Origin of the sequence: Pseudomonas sp. NPDC077649 (assembly GCF_044542855.1) — a bacterium.
Taxonomy (GTDB): domain Bacteria; phylum Pseudomonadota; class Gammaproteobacteria; order Pseudomonadales; family Pseudomonadaceae; genus Aquipseudomonas.
Genome location: NZ_JBITVF010000007.1, coordinates 296,465 through 312,611 on the forward strand (window position 1 = coordinate 296,465; position 16,147 = coordinate 312,611).

Consider the following 16,147-nt stretch of genomic DNA (forward strand, 5'->3'; position numbering starts at 1 on the left):
TTCAGCCGCGCCGAACCTTGAAAAACGCCTTCAGCAACGCCCCGCTCTCCTCCGCCAGCAGCCCCCCCTCCACCAGCACCCGGTGATTGAGAAAGCCCTGCTCGAAGAACTGGCCCTGGCTGATCGCCACCCCGGCCCGCGGCTCGCTGGCGGCGTAGACCACGCGGGCGATGCGCGCATGCACGATCAGCCCGGCGCACATGCTGCAGGGCTCCAGGGTCACGTACAGGGTGCTGCCGGGCAGGCGGTAGTTCTGCGCGGACTCGGCTGCTGCGCGAATCGCCACCATCTCGGCATGGGCGCTGGGGTCACTGCGCGAGATCGGACAGTTGAAACCGCGGCCGACGACCTCGCCCGCCTGCACCAGCACCGCGCCCACCGGCACCTCGCCCTGCTCCGCGCCCAGGCGTGCCTGGGCCAGCGCCTCACGCATGAAATGCTCGTCGCGCGAGCGGTCGATGATCTGCGGTCTTTTCATTGAATCAATCCGTAGGGCGGAAAACCGCGCGGCGGTTTCCACCCATCAAGCTTGCGACTGCCAAAACGGCGCCCACCCTACACCACTTCGATCGCCGCCATCAGCCCGGTTTCCATATGGTCGATGACGTGGCAGTGGAACATCCACACCCCGGGATTATCGGCCACCAGCGCCACCCTGGCGGTCTCGTTCCTGCCCAGCAGATAGGTATCGGTGAACCAGGGCTCCGCGATGCGTCGGCGGTTGGAGCCCAGCACCTTGAAGGTCATGCCGTGCAGATGAATGGGGTGCTGGTACTGGCTGAGGTTGCGCAACTCGAGGATATAGCTCCGGCCGCGCTGCAGGGTGGCGATGGGCAGCTCGTAGCAGTTCTTGTCGGCGATATCCCAGGCCTGGCCGTTGATCTGCCAGAAACTGTGCCCGGCGCCCTGCTCTAGGCCGACCGAGACGGCGCCGGCCCACTCGAAGTTGAAGCGCAGGGTCTCGGCACTGGCCAGGTCCGGCTCGGCCACCGGGTTGGCCGGCAGCGCCGCCGGCCAGTCACCGGCCGGCTCGCTGGACGCCACCGAACTCAGGGTGGCCAGACGCAGCGGGCCGTTGCGCAGCGACAACGCCTGGCCGGCCGGCGGCACCCTGAGGCCCAGCTCGATACGCATGCCCGGCCCCAGCCAGTACTCCCTGCCCAGCGGCCGCGGCGTCACCGGATTGCCGTCCAGCGCGTAGATGCGCGCCTCGCCGCCCGGCAGGTTGAGGCGATAGGTCAGGGTGTTGTCCAGGTTGAGCAGACGCAGGCGCACCACCTGGCCGGCCGGCAGTTCCACAGTCGGCGCATGCACGCCGTTGACCGTGCTCAGCACGCCGGGCGTGCCGCCGCGCGCCGCCTCGCGCGGCACGCTGAAGGCGGTGAAGGCGCCCTGCCCGTCCACGTGCCAGCTCTTCAGGCTCAGCGTGCGCTCATGGCGAAAGCCGGTGGGCTGACGCTCCTCGACGATCAGCGGGCCGACCAGACCCCGCCCCAGCTGCTCGCCGCTGGCGGTATGCGGGTGATACCAGAAGCTGCCGGCATCCGGCACGCGGAACACATAGTCGAAATACTCCCCCGGCAGCACCGGCAACTGCGAGAGATAGGGCACGCCGTCCATCTCCAGCGGCAGACGAATGCCGTGCCAGTGAATGGTGGTGGGCTCCGGCAACTGGTTGATGAAGCGCACCCGCAGCCAGTCGCCCTGGCGTGCGCGCAACTCCAGCCCCGGCGCCTGGCCGCCATAGGCCCAGGCCGGCGTCTGGTGCCCGGGTACCAGCTCGATATCCAGCGGCGCGGCGATCAACTCGTAGTCGTGGCTGGCGCTCTGGCTGCGGCGCAACCAGTAACCGGCGCCGCCGAGGGCGAGCAGGCTGACGCCGCCGAGGCCGGCGAGAATTTGTCTGCGGGTAAAGATCATGGTCGTATCCGTGGCCCGGCGGCAATCCGGGAAGGCCGCACCCGGCTGGCATCCGGGATATAAGTTGCGACATCTTCTCATTTCCAACGCCAGGCTGACGACCCCGGATACGAGACAGGTTGCCGCAGCGGCCGACAGAAACGACAAGGGCAGCTTGCGCTGCCCCTGTCGGTCACTTCACTCCCACTCGATCATCAACAAGCCACCCGAGCCCGCTTGGCTAAAGGGATTCGTTGTGATTGCAATGGAGCCATACCGTCGCCTCTACCGTCATTCGAGCAAAGCTGTAGCAGCAAGATAACAGAGCGCTTCTGGGGCAATGCTGATGGCGCCATCGCCAGTTAGAATCCTACCTGAGTCAGCAGCTTTCGGCTCACATCAACCCCGACTTAGTACAAACAGATTTCTCTTAGCCCGTGTCGCAGCCACATGCAGCAGGCAACGTTCCGCAAGCTCAGTATCCTTGGCCCCCCGCATCCTCATCACGGCTAAGCTGCTCGGCATAGGCCAGCCCCCTGCCGCTGCAATTGCCCTCAAGACGCCCCGTACCCAAAGATGCAGGCAACTATCCGCTCCTCCCAGCGCTGTCGAAGGTCAATTCCCGACACCCGGCCAAACAACTGACTAGCTGCAATTGGTTTCGCCTTCAAACTGGTCTGGAGGTCGCGTAAACGCATTACCCCTGCCTTTCGCCCTCTCTCATGCAAGTACTCCGCCCAACGAGGGCGAACCAGATCGAGCCAACAGTCAGCCAGTTGCCCCCAATCTGGGCATTCGTGCAGGCGAACCCCCTGCATTAAATCAAGCAACTCTTTGCACTGATCTGCTTCTTCAACACTCGTGATCCATTGACGGTCACGTGCCCATAAAGCAATAGCCCAGCTCATCTGCTCCAGCGCGCGCTGCTTACGCTTCGGCAGCAATAATTTTTCCATCTCGGTTAAACGGCTTAAGAATTGTTCGAGAGCAGACATTGCGCCCCTGGTGGGCTTAAGACTTTCTACATCCTCGGAGAGCCGAAGACGAAGCTGTTGTCCGATTTCGCGCAAATTGGTCAGTGGCTTTGCGTCTTGCTCCGTCATCATGACCCAGCGAGGTGTTCTGGACTCTTCACCTGCCAAGCACAGAAACAGCCACGGCTCGCTTGCACGTACAAGGCTTACCCGCGAAAGCACCTTAGCCTGCTCCGTTCGGTAGGCTCGATACAGATCAGCATCCACCAGTGATGCCTGCCCCTCAATCAATTCTCTGACAGGCGTAAAAGCATCTTCGATTCCATCCCACGAACGGCGCTCTCGTTCACGTAGTTCCTTGTCGATATCCTCCGGCGTAACCACAGCAGGCTCGCTCGTGGCACGCATCTCATCAGGTAGCTGCAAGTTGCCACCGATGAGCGTATCGACTTCTTCGACTCTGGCTACAAAACGCTCGTCTGATTTCAACGCGAAGGCCACAGCATCCTTTGGCCACCAGCACTCAATTTGATCATGCGGGCTATCCATGCGATCGATACGTCCTACCCGTTGCTCTGCAAAGCGAACCACGCTAGGCATGTCCAAATGCACCAAAGTTGATGCTCGCTGAAGATTCACCCCCTCAGATAAGGCATCGCTGCATAGAGCGATCAAGCGCCCTCCTCCTAAATCGGGATCCAGCCGCTTTTGTAGTCGCTCGTTATTTTTTTTGTCACCACCAATCCCCAGCATCACCTCGATCCCTGCCGGGCGGGCAGAGTTCTGCAGTAGGTACTTGATGTAACGCAAAGTCAGTGGGTAGTGATCAAATGCAATCACCTGATCGTGACGCTCTACTAGGTCGAGCAAATGCTGTGCCTTGCGCTCCTCCCGACCACCACTGAGCTTCGTCAAGCGCTTCAGAATGAGCTTATAGATTGTAATTTCAGCCTCGCATGCCTGGCGGTGTGCCATCTCATCACTGAGCCATGACGGCAGCTCTATTCCGAGTCGGTTCTCGGGAATGCGCCCCATCAATTGAGCGATACGCTGCAGCATGTCACCGGTGGCGTCATCCGCAGAGCTCTCGAACTTGCCCGGCAGGCCCATCTGCTCAAGTGCCGCTTTCTCTCCCAGGATGTGCCGGTACAGAGCAAGTCGTGATGAGCGCAAACCGGCCATCACATGGTGGGCGGCCAATGAGCTAGCTGCGTTCAATCGCATCTGCAGATAGCTATCTGCAGTCATCCCGTAACGGGCCAAGCTTTCGGGCAGGACCAGAGGCTTTTCAAAATGGCCTATGCCTTTTAGGTTGCGAGCCAATACTCGGATCTGCTCAGCCAGCGCCTGATCCTGCTCAGACTCGCCCAATTCATACGTCAGGGATACATGCTTCGGATAGCGGCATACACGCCCACTCGGCAAGCGATAGGACTCCTCGTCCCTGTCGACCATCGCATTCAACTGCGCTTTGGTACGCCTCAGGGTGAAGCTGGCAATAGCCGCCTGCAGTGCGGCCAAATCTTGAGGGTGTACATCCGAGAGCGCTGTACTGCCACGGCTTAACCTCTCAAAAATCCCCAGGACCTCATCCTCGAAATTATCGGCGCCCAGAATATCAATTAGCCTGAGCAGATCCGCACATGAGCGATTGATTGGAGTGGCCGTGAACAGCACCACCTGGTCTGCCAAGTTGTGCAGCAAATGACGTGTGCGCTTGGAAGTTTGGCTGAGAAAGTTGTGTGCCTCGTCGACTGCCAAAGTCTGAGCGGAGGCGAGCTGTGTTGCCAGCGCAGAGCCCTCTCGATCGTCCAAACGGCTCAGTAACCCTTGGGACGCTATCGCGAGGTTAAACCCGCACTTAGCCACCTCCCGCTCCCAGTTGTTGCTCACCAACGGTGGGCAGACCATGAGCATGGAGCTCTTGTGGCTCCGTACAGATGACCAATTTCGATCATGCACGGCACGTAGCAAGTGAGCCCCCATGCGGGTTTTACCAGAGCCCGTAGCGTCTGCGACAAGCGCCCCGCCAACCGTATCGAGCAAATAAAGAGCTTGGCCAATACCATGCTGCTGCGACGGCCAGAGACTGACTTGTTGAAATCCAGCCAAGGACCGCAGGTAGTGAGCAGCCCAGTCGCTCTCTAAAAGCTCTGCACAAGCTCGCGCCAGTGCCTCCTGCCAAGTCACAAATTTGAGAAGCTGATCCAGCAAAGCCAATAACTCACCGCTGGCATCTTCGCCCAAATTCCAGAAGTACTCCGCTAGCCTCCAACCCTCATCGAAGCGAGCCTTCTCCTTACTAGTGAAGCGGACATTAGCCTCGTGCTGGAAAAACAATCCAGGCTCCGTGAAGTTGCTCGAGCCCAGGGTGACAGCGTCGTCGCTGCAATACAGTTTTGCATGCAGTCGGTAGGTGCCCGTGGGGTAACGGACTTGTACATACCCGCCTCGAATCAACTCAATGCAGTGGATGACCGAACCGCTGAGTGATAACGAGATGCCACGCTTGAGCCAGTACTCCCTCACCTCTGCGGGGAAGTCGTAACGCTTAAGACTGAGCCCCGCGCGCTTCGCTGAAACGGGCTCAGACCCCAAGATCAGACGCAGAGGCTTTTCGCAGGCGCCACGCTGATTAATGAGCTGAATCAGCTGATCTAGACCGCTGTAGCCGGTAATGACCAACGCATCGCCAGGTCCGCACAAATCCGGCATCAACACGGAATAGACTTTACGAGCCGAGAGATTGATCGGCATCCGTGCCTGCGATGGCAGATCAGTACAGCTCAGCGCTATCTCATCAAACAGCGACCCCTGCATGTTGACTCCTACTACATCCACGCCTCACACAGCGCCTCTGCCTGCGCCAGCACCAACTGTGCGGCCTCTTCTTGCTGATCTGGCGGATATTTGTATTTGCGCAGGATGCGCTTGACCAACAGACGCAACTTGGCCCGCACACTGTCGCGATTGCTCCAATCGACCGTCACGTTCTGTCGCAGGCTTTCAGTCAACTCGTGGGCGATCTTGGCCAGCGTTTCGTCACCCAGCTCGCGTACCGAAGACTCGTTGTTGGCCAAGGCATCGTAGAAGGCCAGCTCATCGTCATTGAGCCCAAGCTGATCTCCGCGCTTGCTGGCAGCACTGAACCTCTTGGCCATCTCGATCAGCTCTTCGATGACCTGGGCGGTTTCGATGGAGCGGTTCTGGTAGCGCTTGATCACGCTATCGAGCAGCTCGGAGAACTTCTTCTCCTGGGCCAGGTTGCTGGAGAACTTGCTCTTGATCTCGCCTTCAAGCAGGCGCTCCAGTAGCTCAACCGCCAGATTCTTCTCCGGCAGGTTGCGCACCTCGGCGAGAAACTCGTCATCGAGCAGGCCGATGTTGGGCTTGTCCAGGCCGACCGCCTCGAACACATCCACCACCTCGCCCGAGACCACGGCATTGCCGATGATCTGGCGGATCGCCAGCTCACGTTCTTCGTCGGTTTTCTTTTGGGCACTGATGTCACGCTTGGTCAGCAGTACCTTGATCGCCTGCAGGAAGGCCACTTCCTCGCGTACCGCCTTGGCCTCATCCAGCGTGCAGCACAGGGTAAAGGCCTTGCTCATGGCCAACGCATTATCGGCAAAGCGCTTCTTGCCGTCCTCCAGCCCCAGCACATGGTTGGCAGCACCGGCCAGCAGCTTGTGCCCGCCGGTCAGGAAGTCGCTGTAGCCAAAGCCGTGCAGCAGGCTGCGCAACACATCGAGCTTTTCCTCCAGCACCGCGTAGGCTTCATGGGCATCGACGGTGGGCCGCCCTCTGCCCTTGCTGGCGGTGTATTCCTTGAGCGCCGCCTTCAGTTCGTTGGCAATGCCGATGTAATCCACCACCAGGCCGCCCTGCTTGTCCTTGAACACCCGGTTCACCCGGGCGATGGCCTGCATCAGATTGTGGCCCTTCATCGGTTTGTCGACATACAGGGTATGCACGCAAGGCGCATCGAAGCCAGTCAGCCACATGTCGCGGACGATCACCAGTTGCAGCGGATCGGCAGGGTCCTTGAAACGCTTCTCCAGGCGCTTCTTCACCTGGCCGGGGTAAATATGCGGGCGCAGCAGTGCCTTGTCCGAAGCACTGCCGGTCATGACGATCTTCACCGCGCCCTTCTCCGGATCCTCGTCGTGCCATTCGGGGCGCAGGGCGATGATCTCGTTGTACAGGTGCACGCAGATCTCGCGACTCATGGCCACCACCATGGCCTTGCCGCTTTGCGCCTGGTTGCGCTCCTCGAAGTGCGCCACCAGGTCGACCGCCACGCTCTTGATACGCGGCTCGGCCCCCACGACTTTTTCCAACGCGGCCCAGCGCGACTTCAAGCGTGATTGCTGATCTTCCTCCTCATCCTCGGCCAGTTCGTCGACCTCATCGTCGATATGCGCCAGCTCCGAGTCTTTGAGCGACAGCTTGGCCAGCCGCGACTCGTAGTAGATGGCCACGGTGGCGCCATCTTCCTTGGCCTGTTGCATGTCGTAGACGTGGATGTAGTCGCCGAATACCGCCCGGGTGTCGCGGTCTTCGCTGGACACCGGCGTGCCGGTAAAGGCCACGAAGGTAGCGCTGGGCAGAGCGTCGCGTAGATGCTGGGCATAACCCACCTGATAGCGGGCACTGGCCTCGGCCACCTTAAGGTCCGGCACCTTCAGCGAAGCACTGAAGCCGTATTGGGTGCGGTGCGCCTCGTCGGCCACCACCACGATATTCGAGCGCGTGGACAACACCGGGAAGCTGTCTTCATCCTCGCCCGGCATGAACTTCTGGATGGTGGCGAAGACAATGCCGCCACTGGGGCGGTTGGCCAGCTTCTCGCGCAGGTCACCGCGGGTCAGCGCCTGTACTGGCTGTTCACGCAGCAGATCCTGCGACAGCGAGAACACGCCGAACAGCTGGCCGTCCAGGTCGTTGCGGTCAGTGATCACCACGATGGTCGGGTTCTCCATCGCTGCCTCCTGCATCACCCGGGCGGCGAAGCAGGTCATGGTGATGCTCTTGCCTGAGCCCTGGGTATGCCAGACCACCCCGCCCTTGTGCGTGCCGCCGGGGCGCGAGGCGCTGACCACCTGCTGGATCGCCGCACGCACGGCATGGAACTGGTGATAGCCGGCAATCTTCTTCACCAACCGACCGTCATCCTCGAACAGCACGAAGTAGCGCAGGTAATCCAGCAGCATCGCCGGCTGCAGCACCCCACGCACCAGCGTCTCCAGCTCGTTGAACTCACCCAGTGAATCCACCGTGACCCCATCGATGGTGCGCCAGCGGGCGAAGCGCTCGATATCCGCAGACAGCGAGCCCATACGCGCCTCGCTGCCATCGCTGATCACCAGAATCTCGTTGTAGTGAAAGACGTCCGGAATCTGCTCCTTGTAGGTCTGGAGCTGGTCGAATGCCTTGACCAGGTCGGCATTCACATCCGCCGGGTTCTTCAGTTCCAGCAGCACCAGCGGCAGGCCGTTGACGAACAGAATGATGTCCGGCCGACGGGTGTGCTTAGGCCCCTGGATGCTGAACTGGTTGATCGCCAGCCACTCGTTGGCCCGCACATCGGCCCAGTCGATCAAGCGAACGAAGTCACCGCGGGTCTCGCCGTCCTTCTGGTATTGCACCGGCACACCGCCGACCAGCAGACGATGAAACAGGCGGTTGGCGGACAGCTGCACCGGCACGCCCAGCTCCAGCACCTGGCGCAAGGCGTCCTCACGCGCCGCCAGCGGGATCTGCGGGTTGAGCCGGGCGATGGCCGTGCGCAGGCGCATGGTCAACAGCACATCGCGATAGCTCGCGCGCTCGGGATTGTCGCCGTCGTGGGCAATGTCCGGGCCGTAGAGATGCGTGTAGCCCAACTCGCCGAGCCATTCGAGTGCTTCTTTTTCCAACTGATCTTCGGTCATTTCACTGCCTTACCTGGCGGGTGCATCACTCGGATGGCGTGGCACGATCACGCGGCGAGCGAGCGTTACATGCTCGGTTACTTGATCGGTACTTGTTCGCTCACGGCAGAACTGCAACGTTCTGCGTCTCTACGGCTCGCGCAATCAGAGGCGCAACATCACGCAGCCCTTCGAGCGTCAGCTTGCCCTCCTGATATTTGCGATACCAGCCACGACGCTGTCGCAGTACGCGCTCATCATCCTGCAGATGCAGGCGCTCAAGGGTCTTCACCGCCAACTCACGCAATGGTTCGGGCACCCGCTCGGGCACCACGACGAGCTGCAACGAAGGCAACAGCACCTCGAACCAGCCTTCACGCACATCAAGTGGGTCGAGGATGGTGACAGCCTTGTTCTTGCTGCTGTTGATCCAGCCCGATGCGAAGCGGTAGTTGCTCCATTCGTAGGCCAACGCCTCATCGGCATCGACTGGCAGAAAGTGATCCACGGTGCCAACTGGCTCGTACATAGCGCTATACGCACACAGTTCTCGAAACGCATCTGCCAGCGCAGGCTTGAAAGGGGTCCAGAAGTCTTTGGGCCGCGTCTTCCCTGGCTTCCTGCTCGCCTTGGGATGCGCCGCGAGCCACTGAGCGCCCTTCCTGCGGCATTTGTCATCGAACTCAGCGGGCTCAGCCATAAGCCTCTGATCAATTTCGATCATGCATCACCCGACCTGCGCGGTAGTTGCCGAGTCTCAACCAGCCAGCGTGGCCAGAAGTCGTCATGTCCCGGGAGTACACGCATCAGTTCCTTGTGGATGGCGCCCTGAGAATGCAACTTCTGTGGTAGAGCGGCTTGCTCACCACGCATCCAGGCCTCGGCGGCTTCGATGGCTTGCTCCGCCTCGACAGATCGAGCCTGGCGCAAGCCAAACGAGTCTGACACCAGCCAATTCACCACATCCCCTTGCTTGGCCCAGGGCTCTTTACTGACTTCAGCCTGCCCATCGCGCAAACCAATGTTGAATACGGCATCTTTCGACTCATCGAACTCAGGCTCGACCGACGCCAGCACCAGCGGGGAATGGGTGGCCACAATCAGCTGCACCGGCACCTTCTTGCCGGTCAGCGCCTGCATTACCCGCAGCAATGCAGGCACCACCCGACGCTGCCACTGCGGGTGCAGATGGCATTCGATCTCATCGATTAGAAAGACGATTTCCTTGGCCTGTTTACGCCCGGTCTGCTCACACGCAAGGCGATGTTCGCGCCAGGTCCAAACCAACAAATAAGCCAATGCGGCGATTCGGCGCATACCGGCGGAAGCATGTACCAACGCCACATCCTGTCCATAGCTCATGCGTAGCGAAGGGTAGTCTTTAACGTCTAGCCCCAGCCGCACAGGTTGGCCCGGCTCAAGATGTTCAACGCCCGAGGGAGACAGTGCAGCCAAGACCTTGATCAGGTCTGAAAAAGCCTCATCCCGCCCCTTCTGCCACAACACCCAGTCGTGGATCAGCCCGTTGCAGTAGCGAATGCCGTTCGGCCCCTCAAGCCCGTTCCACACCTGCTCCGGGGTGAAGTTGAACGCCCTGGGGCGCTCTGCCGCATCATCGCTTTGCCAGTAGTTGCGCGCGGGGTCCCAAGCGGAAAAGCTGCCATCGACCCCGGCGTAGATCACCACACCCGGAATAGCTGGTCGGCCCTGCTTTGTTGGCCATAGCTGATCACTGCGCTTGAATAGACTGGTCTCTGCAAAGTCACCTGATGTCGATTTACTGAAGGCGTAGGTAATGCTGCTCTTCTTGCTGCTGGTCGGCGGCACCGCAGGCACGCCCCGCGCCCAGGTGCGAGTCAGCGACCACCAGGCGATATCCAGCAAAAAGCTCTTGCCCAAGCCGTTATCACCGGTGATGAAGTTAAGCCGTGGCGCAAAGTCTACCGGGCCAAAGGTTTTGGCTGGGCCTACGCCTTCAAGCAACAAGCTTTTCAGCATGAGTAATCTCCATTGACTAGCGAGCAGGGAATGCCATCTGCCACGCCGCGCAAATAAACGGATTGGATCATGCCAGAAACACCTCGAACAGTGCTCTTGCAACTTACGAGGGACAAGCAACGCAACATGTCATGAATATCTGCTACCGGATCTAATCGCTGAATTAGTCTCATGCGCTCAGCCACAGCGGATTTCGACTGACCCTATCGCGACATAGCGCAAGACCGGCCGCCTCGGCATCCACTAGGCAGCCTTCCCCATCCAGCTCAAACGGCAACACCCAAAGCTTCATCCCCTCACCGTAGTCGAACACCGGCAGCGCCTTGCGTAAACCAGACCAACACGGATAAATCAGCACGAGCGTCGGAATGCCAGTGTCATTGCAGTATTTGTGGCCATAGGCAAACAGCTGATAGAAATCGCTCTGACTCAGGTCGTAGTTCTTCTCAGGTTTACCGGCATCGATGCGCTTCCACTTGGTGTCGAGAATCCAGCGTTGCTTCGGCGTGTCGATCAGCAAGTCCGGTTTCAGGCAGAACATCTTTCCGCTGTCATGCCCGCATAGGTGGTGCCGGCTGGCTTGTGAGGTCAGATTCGCACCGTGTAGCAAGCGTTGCCGCAGCCAGCCCTCCACATAGCACTCGAACAGTTTCTCCATGGGGAACAGCAGGCTTATCCCCCACCACTCACCACTCACGGCTATCGGCATCTGCTGATTGAGGATCAGCTCACACCAGGGCTTGATCGCCTGGTAATGCGCCATCAGCCGGTCACAGCTCCAGGCACGCAAATCCTGACTCACCTGCCGGCTAGCGGGCACCTCCGCCAGCATGGCGCGCAACTCGTTGGCCAGGCGCCAATTGGTGGCGTCCTGCGTGCTCTTGGCCACAAGCTCCAAAGCCAGCTTGAGCAAGCGGTTCTCGGCACGATCAGGTAGGAATACATCGTGGCGAATCTGGAAGTGATGCTGGCGCCCCGGCGGCTGGCGCATCTGCGCCACCACATTGAGCTGGCCACGGAGAAAACGTTGCTCCTCCTCGATGCGCTGGTAGTCGAAGCGTACGCCGCGCTTGACCAGCAGATCCAGCTCCGAAAGAAACTGCCTTATCACCCACTCGCTGAGCGGCGCATCGAACAGCTCCAAGCTGGCCACCGAAGCCTCGCGCGGCTTGAGCTGCAAGGCGCTTTGAATCAGCTTGCGCAGCAACTGCCGGCTCTTCGCTAGGCAGTCGTCCTGCTCATGGTGCTTGGGCAGAATCTCCAGCCGCGTGCCACAGGGCGTTTCCAGCACGCCCACGTAGGAATCCCACTTGAGCGCACGCCGCCCGTCCACCTGCAACAGCGTGGCGCCGTTGCGGTTGAAACTGGCATTCAACTCGCAGAGCCAGTCGAACGCACTGGCCGACACCTGAGCCACATCCAGCGAGGGATCGACCTCGGCCGTGGTCAGCCGCGCGTACTCGCGGATGGTGACGGTGGTAATCACGCCGCGCCCTGGCTCAGTCGATCAATCAGTTGACGTCCCAGACCGCGAGTGGTCAGCAGGCTGCCACTGACACTTTCCAGAGCGAGGCCCAGCTGTTCGGCCAGCTCACGCAAAACAGGCTTGGTCGGTTGCTGCAAGGCACCCGCGCGCCACACCTCAATAGAGCCACTGGCCAGCTCTCGCAGCGTGATCTCGCCCTGCACCACCTCACGCTTCACGGCTTGATTACCGCCGACGAGCGAAGCATCAAGAATGCTGAGATAGGCCTCCATTCGCTCGAGCGCCTCATCATTAAGCGTCCAGTAGCTACCCGCCAGACCTTGCCCCACGTCCCGGCCAAACAGTCCTTCAGCAAGGCTGGTTCGCTCCTGAATAAACTGATCGTTCGGCGCCTTACGCTGGTCATTCAAAACCCAGGCGATGCGCTGCCAATCCTCGAAGAAATACTCCTGCAGCAACGGCAGAATCTGGTTGCGGAAGATCAGCTCCAGCCGAGCCTGTGAGCCATCCTTTTTCAGCGGCATAAAGTAGGCGTGCCCCAGGCAATGATCCCGATCCAGCAGCACCTCGATGCGCTGGTTCATCACCCTCAGCAGCTGACCGATATTCAGCCCTGCCACCTCGATATCATCCAGCAGTTCGGGCCGGGGCGGCATCTCGCGGAACACGAAGCGCCGGCGCAGAGCAATATCTAGCCCGGCCAACGAGCGGTCGGCGGTGTTCATGGTGCCGATCAGGTAAACGTTTTTCGGCACGCTGAAAGGCTTTTTCGAATAGGGCAGTTTCACGCTCAGCGCCTCATCGGCGCCCTCGCGCTTGGACTCCTCGATCAGGGTGATCAATTCGCCAAAGATGCGAGACACATTGCCCCGGTTGATCTCATCAATGATCAGCACATAGGGCTCACGCTCTACCTCGGCCGCCGTCACTGGCTCTACCGGGTTCGCCTTCTGTTGCTGCACGTATGAGAGCAGATCCGCCCAGGTGAAGCGGCTCATCGCATACACGGTTTTCAGCGTGAATTGGCGCTCGTCATTGAGCGGCAGAATGGACAGGTTGATATCCCGATACAACCAGCGCACCGAGCGCACATGCTGATAGTCGCCGATAACCCCGGCCGGCACCTGCGCCTCATAACGATAGTCGCCGGTCACCACGCCAATCGAGCCGATCTGCTCGGCCGAGTGGATACACAGCAGGATGTCACCCACCACCATCTGCTCGGCGAAGTAACTGAGCGTGCCTTTATCGCCAGCGCCAAGCGACTGGTAATAAGCGTTCTGCTCATAGTCCCCACGCAGATCACCGGTTTCACCCCAGCCGATTCGCGCTTCGCCATTGTCCAGACAGTAACTCTTGGTCGGTGAACTGCCGGTGCCATTAATGGAGATTTTCCAGATCGCTGGATTGCCCCGCACCCCCAGGTCAGACGCCGGTCGCGTGCGGGCATCATCACAAATGCGCTTGAACACACCCGACTCAACGGAATACTTGACCTGCCCGGTTTCCGCATCGGAATCCGCCCGCAGCCCTTCGACAAAGTCTTCGTAGCTGAAGCTCTGGTGGAAGGTCACAAAGCGCACCCGCTCGGCGCTCACGAAACGGTCGAACTCCGCTTTAAGACGCTTGCGCGTCTCCGGGTCATTACCACTGTTCTGCACCAGGAGGTCCGGCGCCAGAATCGCCAGCGCCTGGTTGATGGTGTGGTAGGTTTTGCCGGTGCCCGGTGGGCCGAACAGAATCTGATTTAGTGGGGTTTCGTTCATTCGATCATCCATCCCTGAAGGGCTGGCAGGGAAAGCCTCCGTATCAGCAACCTGCCCCGCACGCTTGAAAGAGAGTTGGTAGTCATAGTCGGCAAGGCGCGCAATCACGGCCTGATCACCCGGTTTCAGCTGCTCGCGAGAAAACAGGCTTTGCAACCGGGCCTGAATGCGCTGGTACTGCGTCAGCACCTGGGTTTGCTGGCTGCTGCCATCGGGCAGGCGCAGGGTGAACAGTTGCCGGGCGGGACGCTCACTCTCGCCCCAGCAATCATCCGGAAACAGCTGCTGCAGCTTGGGTACCTTCAGATACCCATTGCGAATAGCACCATCCGTCAGCGTAACCACCAGCCGCCCAGCCATGGCGTCGTAGTCATCCGGCCAGTAGCCCTGACGGGTGGTCGCAGGGGCGAGGTCTGACCGGCTCGCTACAGCCGCAATCAACGAGCCGACCAAGGCATCATCAAGGCGTTGCCAGTTCAGTTCTCCGGCTCCGGATAAAGCGACCCGAGTGACCTCTGCCCCAACATCCACCCGCAGCGCCAGCGCCACCTGCCAAACACGGAAATCCTCACTACATCCGGCATGAATTGCTCCCGCCTCGGTGATCCACCAGTCCAGCCCACGCTGATGCAAAGCCAAAACCAGATTGCAAAAGGCCTGAGTCGCACCCGCCAACTCCAGACGTACCGACAAGTCCTTGATGGCGTTGAAATGCCCTAGCACTTCCAACCTTTGCTCAGGCGTTGCCTTGATAGCTTCTAGAGGCATCACGAGGCCACCTCGGCCATCAGTGCCTCCGCTTCCGGCAGGCGCAGCTGGCCGGAGATCAGCCGGGGTAGGAGGGTGTCACGGAGTTGGGTGAGGGTTTGGGCTTGCACTTGGTTCTCGTGAATGGCAGCCCAGAGCGGAGCCACCGAATCAACGAATGCCGACTTTAAAGGTTCGGGCGGATTGAGCACCGGGTAGCTTGGGAAAGCCTTGAGAGCAATCCGATTGACCGTTGCGCCGTGGATCGTGTGCTTATCAAGCAATTGTTGAAATGGGGCTGAGATGAACTGGTGAAACCAGAACATCCCGGCACCGTTTTCTGCATGCGGACGCACCAACGCGAGCCGCCGTCCCAAGCAACAACGTACACCTGGCGGAATCAAAGCAAAGAAACCAAGTGTCGCCTCGTAGCTGAACACAATATCTCCGCGCCTCGGCTCAACACGGCGTGTCCATTGCTTCCAATCGCTCTCGCTGATATGGCGAATATCAGACAGATCAAGGCTGGTGCCAGTTAGATTCTTGATGCCAAGAAAGACAGGGCCATCTGCCGACTCAGCCGGCGTGGCATGTGGACCGTCGTAAATCCCCTCAACAAGTTCACCGATTGGCCTAACTGTCCACCCCTTCGGCACCAAGCCCAGTTCGGACTCTTCGAAGCTATCGGGGAACAGGGCGGCGGTGGTGGCGTCCATGCCTTCCGGCTGGCGGAATTCGGCCTTGGCGCGTACGGGGTCGAAATCGACGAACCAGGATTTGAACAGCGCCTGGGCGATGGCTTCCAGGGTGGCGTTGGTTTCGCGTAACAGGGTGATGCGCTTCTCTACACCCTCTAAAAGCTCAATCAGCAACTCATCTGCAGGTGCAGGAGAAGGTACAGGGAAATCTAGAAAATCGTCGCGGGATAGGCCTAGCGTAGTGGTGCCTGTCGCACACCCACGGCAATACTCACGATAAGCCGGAGTTCTGAGCAGCCAGTAGATGTAATCCCTTGAGACGGGATCACCGTCGAAAACAAGCTTAACTGTGTCCTGAGTTAAGCGACCAGATGCGATATCCGAAGGCACCCTAGCGATTGAGCCGAGCAAGTCACCTGACTGCGTGACGTCTTTCAGGGAGACGTAAAGATCGCCTGATTTCAGCGAGATCTTCTCAGGGCAGTCACCGCCATATGTCTTGAATCCGCCGTAGCGGAAGCCACCATTGAGCTCAATTGAGGCCAAGCCAAGCAGCACAGGACCGGGCAAACTGAATCGCCCCGGCTTTCCTAGACACTCTCCAAGCTCTGGAAATAACGCTTTTCAAACTCCACTGGCGATAGCTGCATAGCGCTGCTGTGCCGGC

Annotated in this window: 9 protein-coding genes; all 9 read right to left on the minus strand. The window is 59.7% G+C overall.

The features are described from left to right. Window position 1 precedes the first annotated feature (1 nt). The 9 genes from tadA to ACIGFL_RS20590 all read right to left on the minus strand — a co-directional run bounded on the left by tadA (window position 2) and on the right by ACIGFL_RS20590 (window position 16,026). Window positions 2-478: a tRNA adenosine(34) deaminase TadA gene (tadA, locus tag ACIGFL_RS20550; RefSeq protein ID WP_397498382.1), complete on the minus strand. Its 477-nt coding sequence runs from the start codon at window positions 476-478 to the stop codon at window positions 2-4. 77 nt (window positions 479-555) lie between these two features. Beyond that, window positions 556-1,920, minus strand: coding sequence for a multicopper oxidase family protein (locus tag ACIGFL_RS20555; protein ID WP_397498383.1), 1,365 nt, complete (start codon window positions 1,918-1,920; stop codon window positions 556-558). A gap of 533 nt (window positions 1,921-2,453) precedes the next feature. Beyond that, on the minus strand, window positions 2,454-5,693 hold the full coding sequence (locus ACIGFL_RS20560) for an SNF2-related protein (protein ID WP_397498384.1): 3,240 nt from the start codon (window positions 5,691-5,693) through the stop codon (window positions 2,454-2,456). Window positions 5,694-5,704: 11 nt separating this feature from the next. Then, window positions 5,705-8,806: a type I restriction endonuclease subunit R gene (locus ACIGFL_RS20565; protein ID WP_397498385.1), complete on the minus strand. Its 3,102-nt coding sequence runs from the start codon at window positions 8,804-8,806 to the stop codon at window positions 5,705-5,707. Between the two features lie 100 nt (window positions 8,807-8,906). Beyond that, window positions 8,907-9,509 (minus strand): hypothetical protein, encoded by a 603-nt coding sequence (locus ACIGFL_RS20570; RefSeq protein WP_397498386.1) that lies wholly within the window; start codon window positions 9,507-9,509, stop codon window positions 8,907-8,909. Further along, on the minus strand, window positions 9,506-10,783 hold the full coding sequence (locus tag ACIGFL_RS20575; protein WP_397498387.1) for an AAA family ATPase: 1,278 nt from the start codon (window positions 10,781-10,783) through the stop codon (window positions 9,506-9,508). The genes ACIGFL_RS20570 and ACIGFL_RS20575 overlap by 4 nt, the downstream gene beginning before the upstream one ends. 169 nt (window positions 10,784-10,952) lie before the next feature. Next, window positions 10,953-12,269, minus strand: coding sequence for an McrC family protein (locus ACIGFL_RS20580; RefSeq protein WP_397498388.1), 1,317 nt, complete (start codon window positions 12,267-12,269; stop codon window positions 10,953-10,955). Further along, window positions 12,266-14,803 (minus strand): AAA family ATPase, encoded by a 2,538-nt coding sequence (locus ACIGFL_RS20585; protein ID WP_397498389.1) that lies wholly within the window; start codon window positions 14,801-14,803, stop codon window positions 12,266-12,268. Before ACIGFL_RS20585 ends, ACIGFL_RS20580 begins: the two co-directional genes overlap by 4 nt. Next, a complete protein-coding gene (locus tag ACIGFL_RS20590; RefSeq protein ID WP_397498390.1) occupies window positions 14,803-16,026 on the minus strand; it encodes a restriction endonuclease subunit S in 1,224 nt (407 codons plus the stop codon). Before ACIGFL_RS20590 ends, ACIGFL_RS20585 begins: the two co-directional genes overlap by 1 nt. Window positions 16,027-16,147: the final 121 nt, after the last annotated feature.

Coding starts and splice junctions, on each gene's coding strand:
- tadA (WP_397498382.1), bottom strand. CDS start 478: ATGAAAAGACCGCAGATCATCGACCGCTCGCGCGACGAGCATTTCATG.
- ACIGFL_RS20555 (WP_397498383.1), bottom strand. CDS start 1,920: ATGATCTTTACCCGCAGACAAATTCTCGCCGGCCTCGGCGGCGTCAGC.
- ACIGFL_RS20560 (WP_397498384.1), bottom strand. CDS start 5,693: ATGCAGGGGTCGCTGTTTGATGAGATAGCGCTGAGCTGTACTGATCTG.
- ACIGFL_RS20565 (WP_397498385.1), bottom strand. CDS start 8,806: ATGACCGAAGATCAGTTGGAAAAAGAAGCACTCGAATGGCTCGGCGAG.
- ACIGFL_RS20570 (WP_397498386.1), bottom strand. CDS start 9,509: ATGATCGAAATTGATCAGAGGCTTATGGCTGAGCCCGCTGAGTTCGAT.
- ACIGFL_RS20575 (WP_397498387.1), bottom strand. CDS start 10,783: ATGCTGAAAAGCTTGTTGCTTGAAGGCGTAGGCCCAGCCAAAACCTTT.
- ACIGFL_RS20585 (WP_397498389.1), bottom strand. CDS start 14,803: ATGCCTCTAGAAGCTATCAAGGCAACGCCTGAGCAAAGGTTGGAAGTG.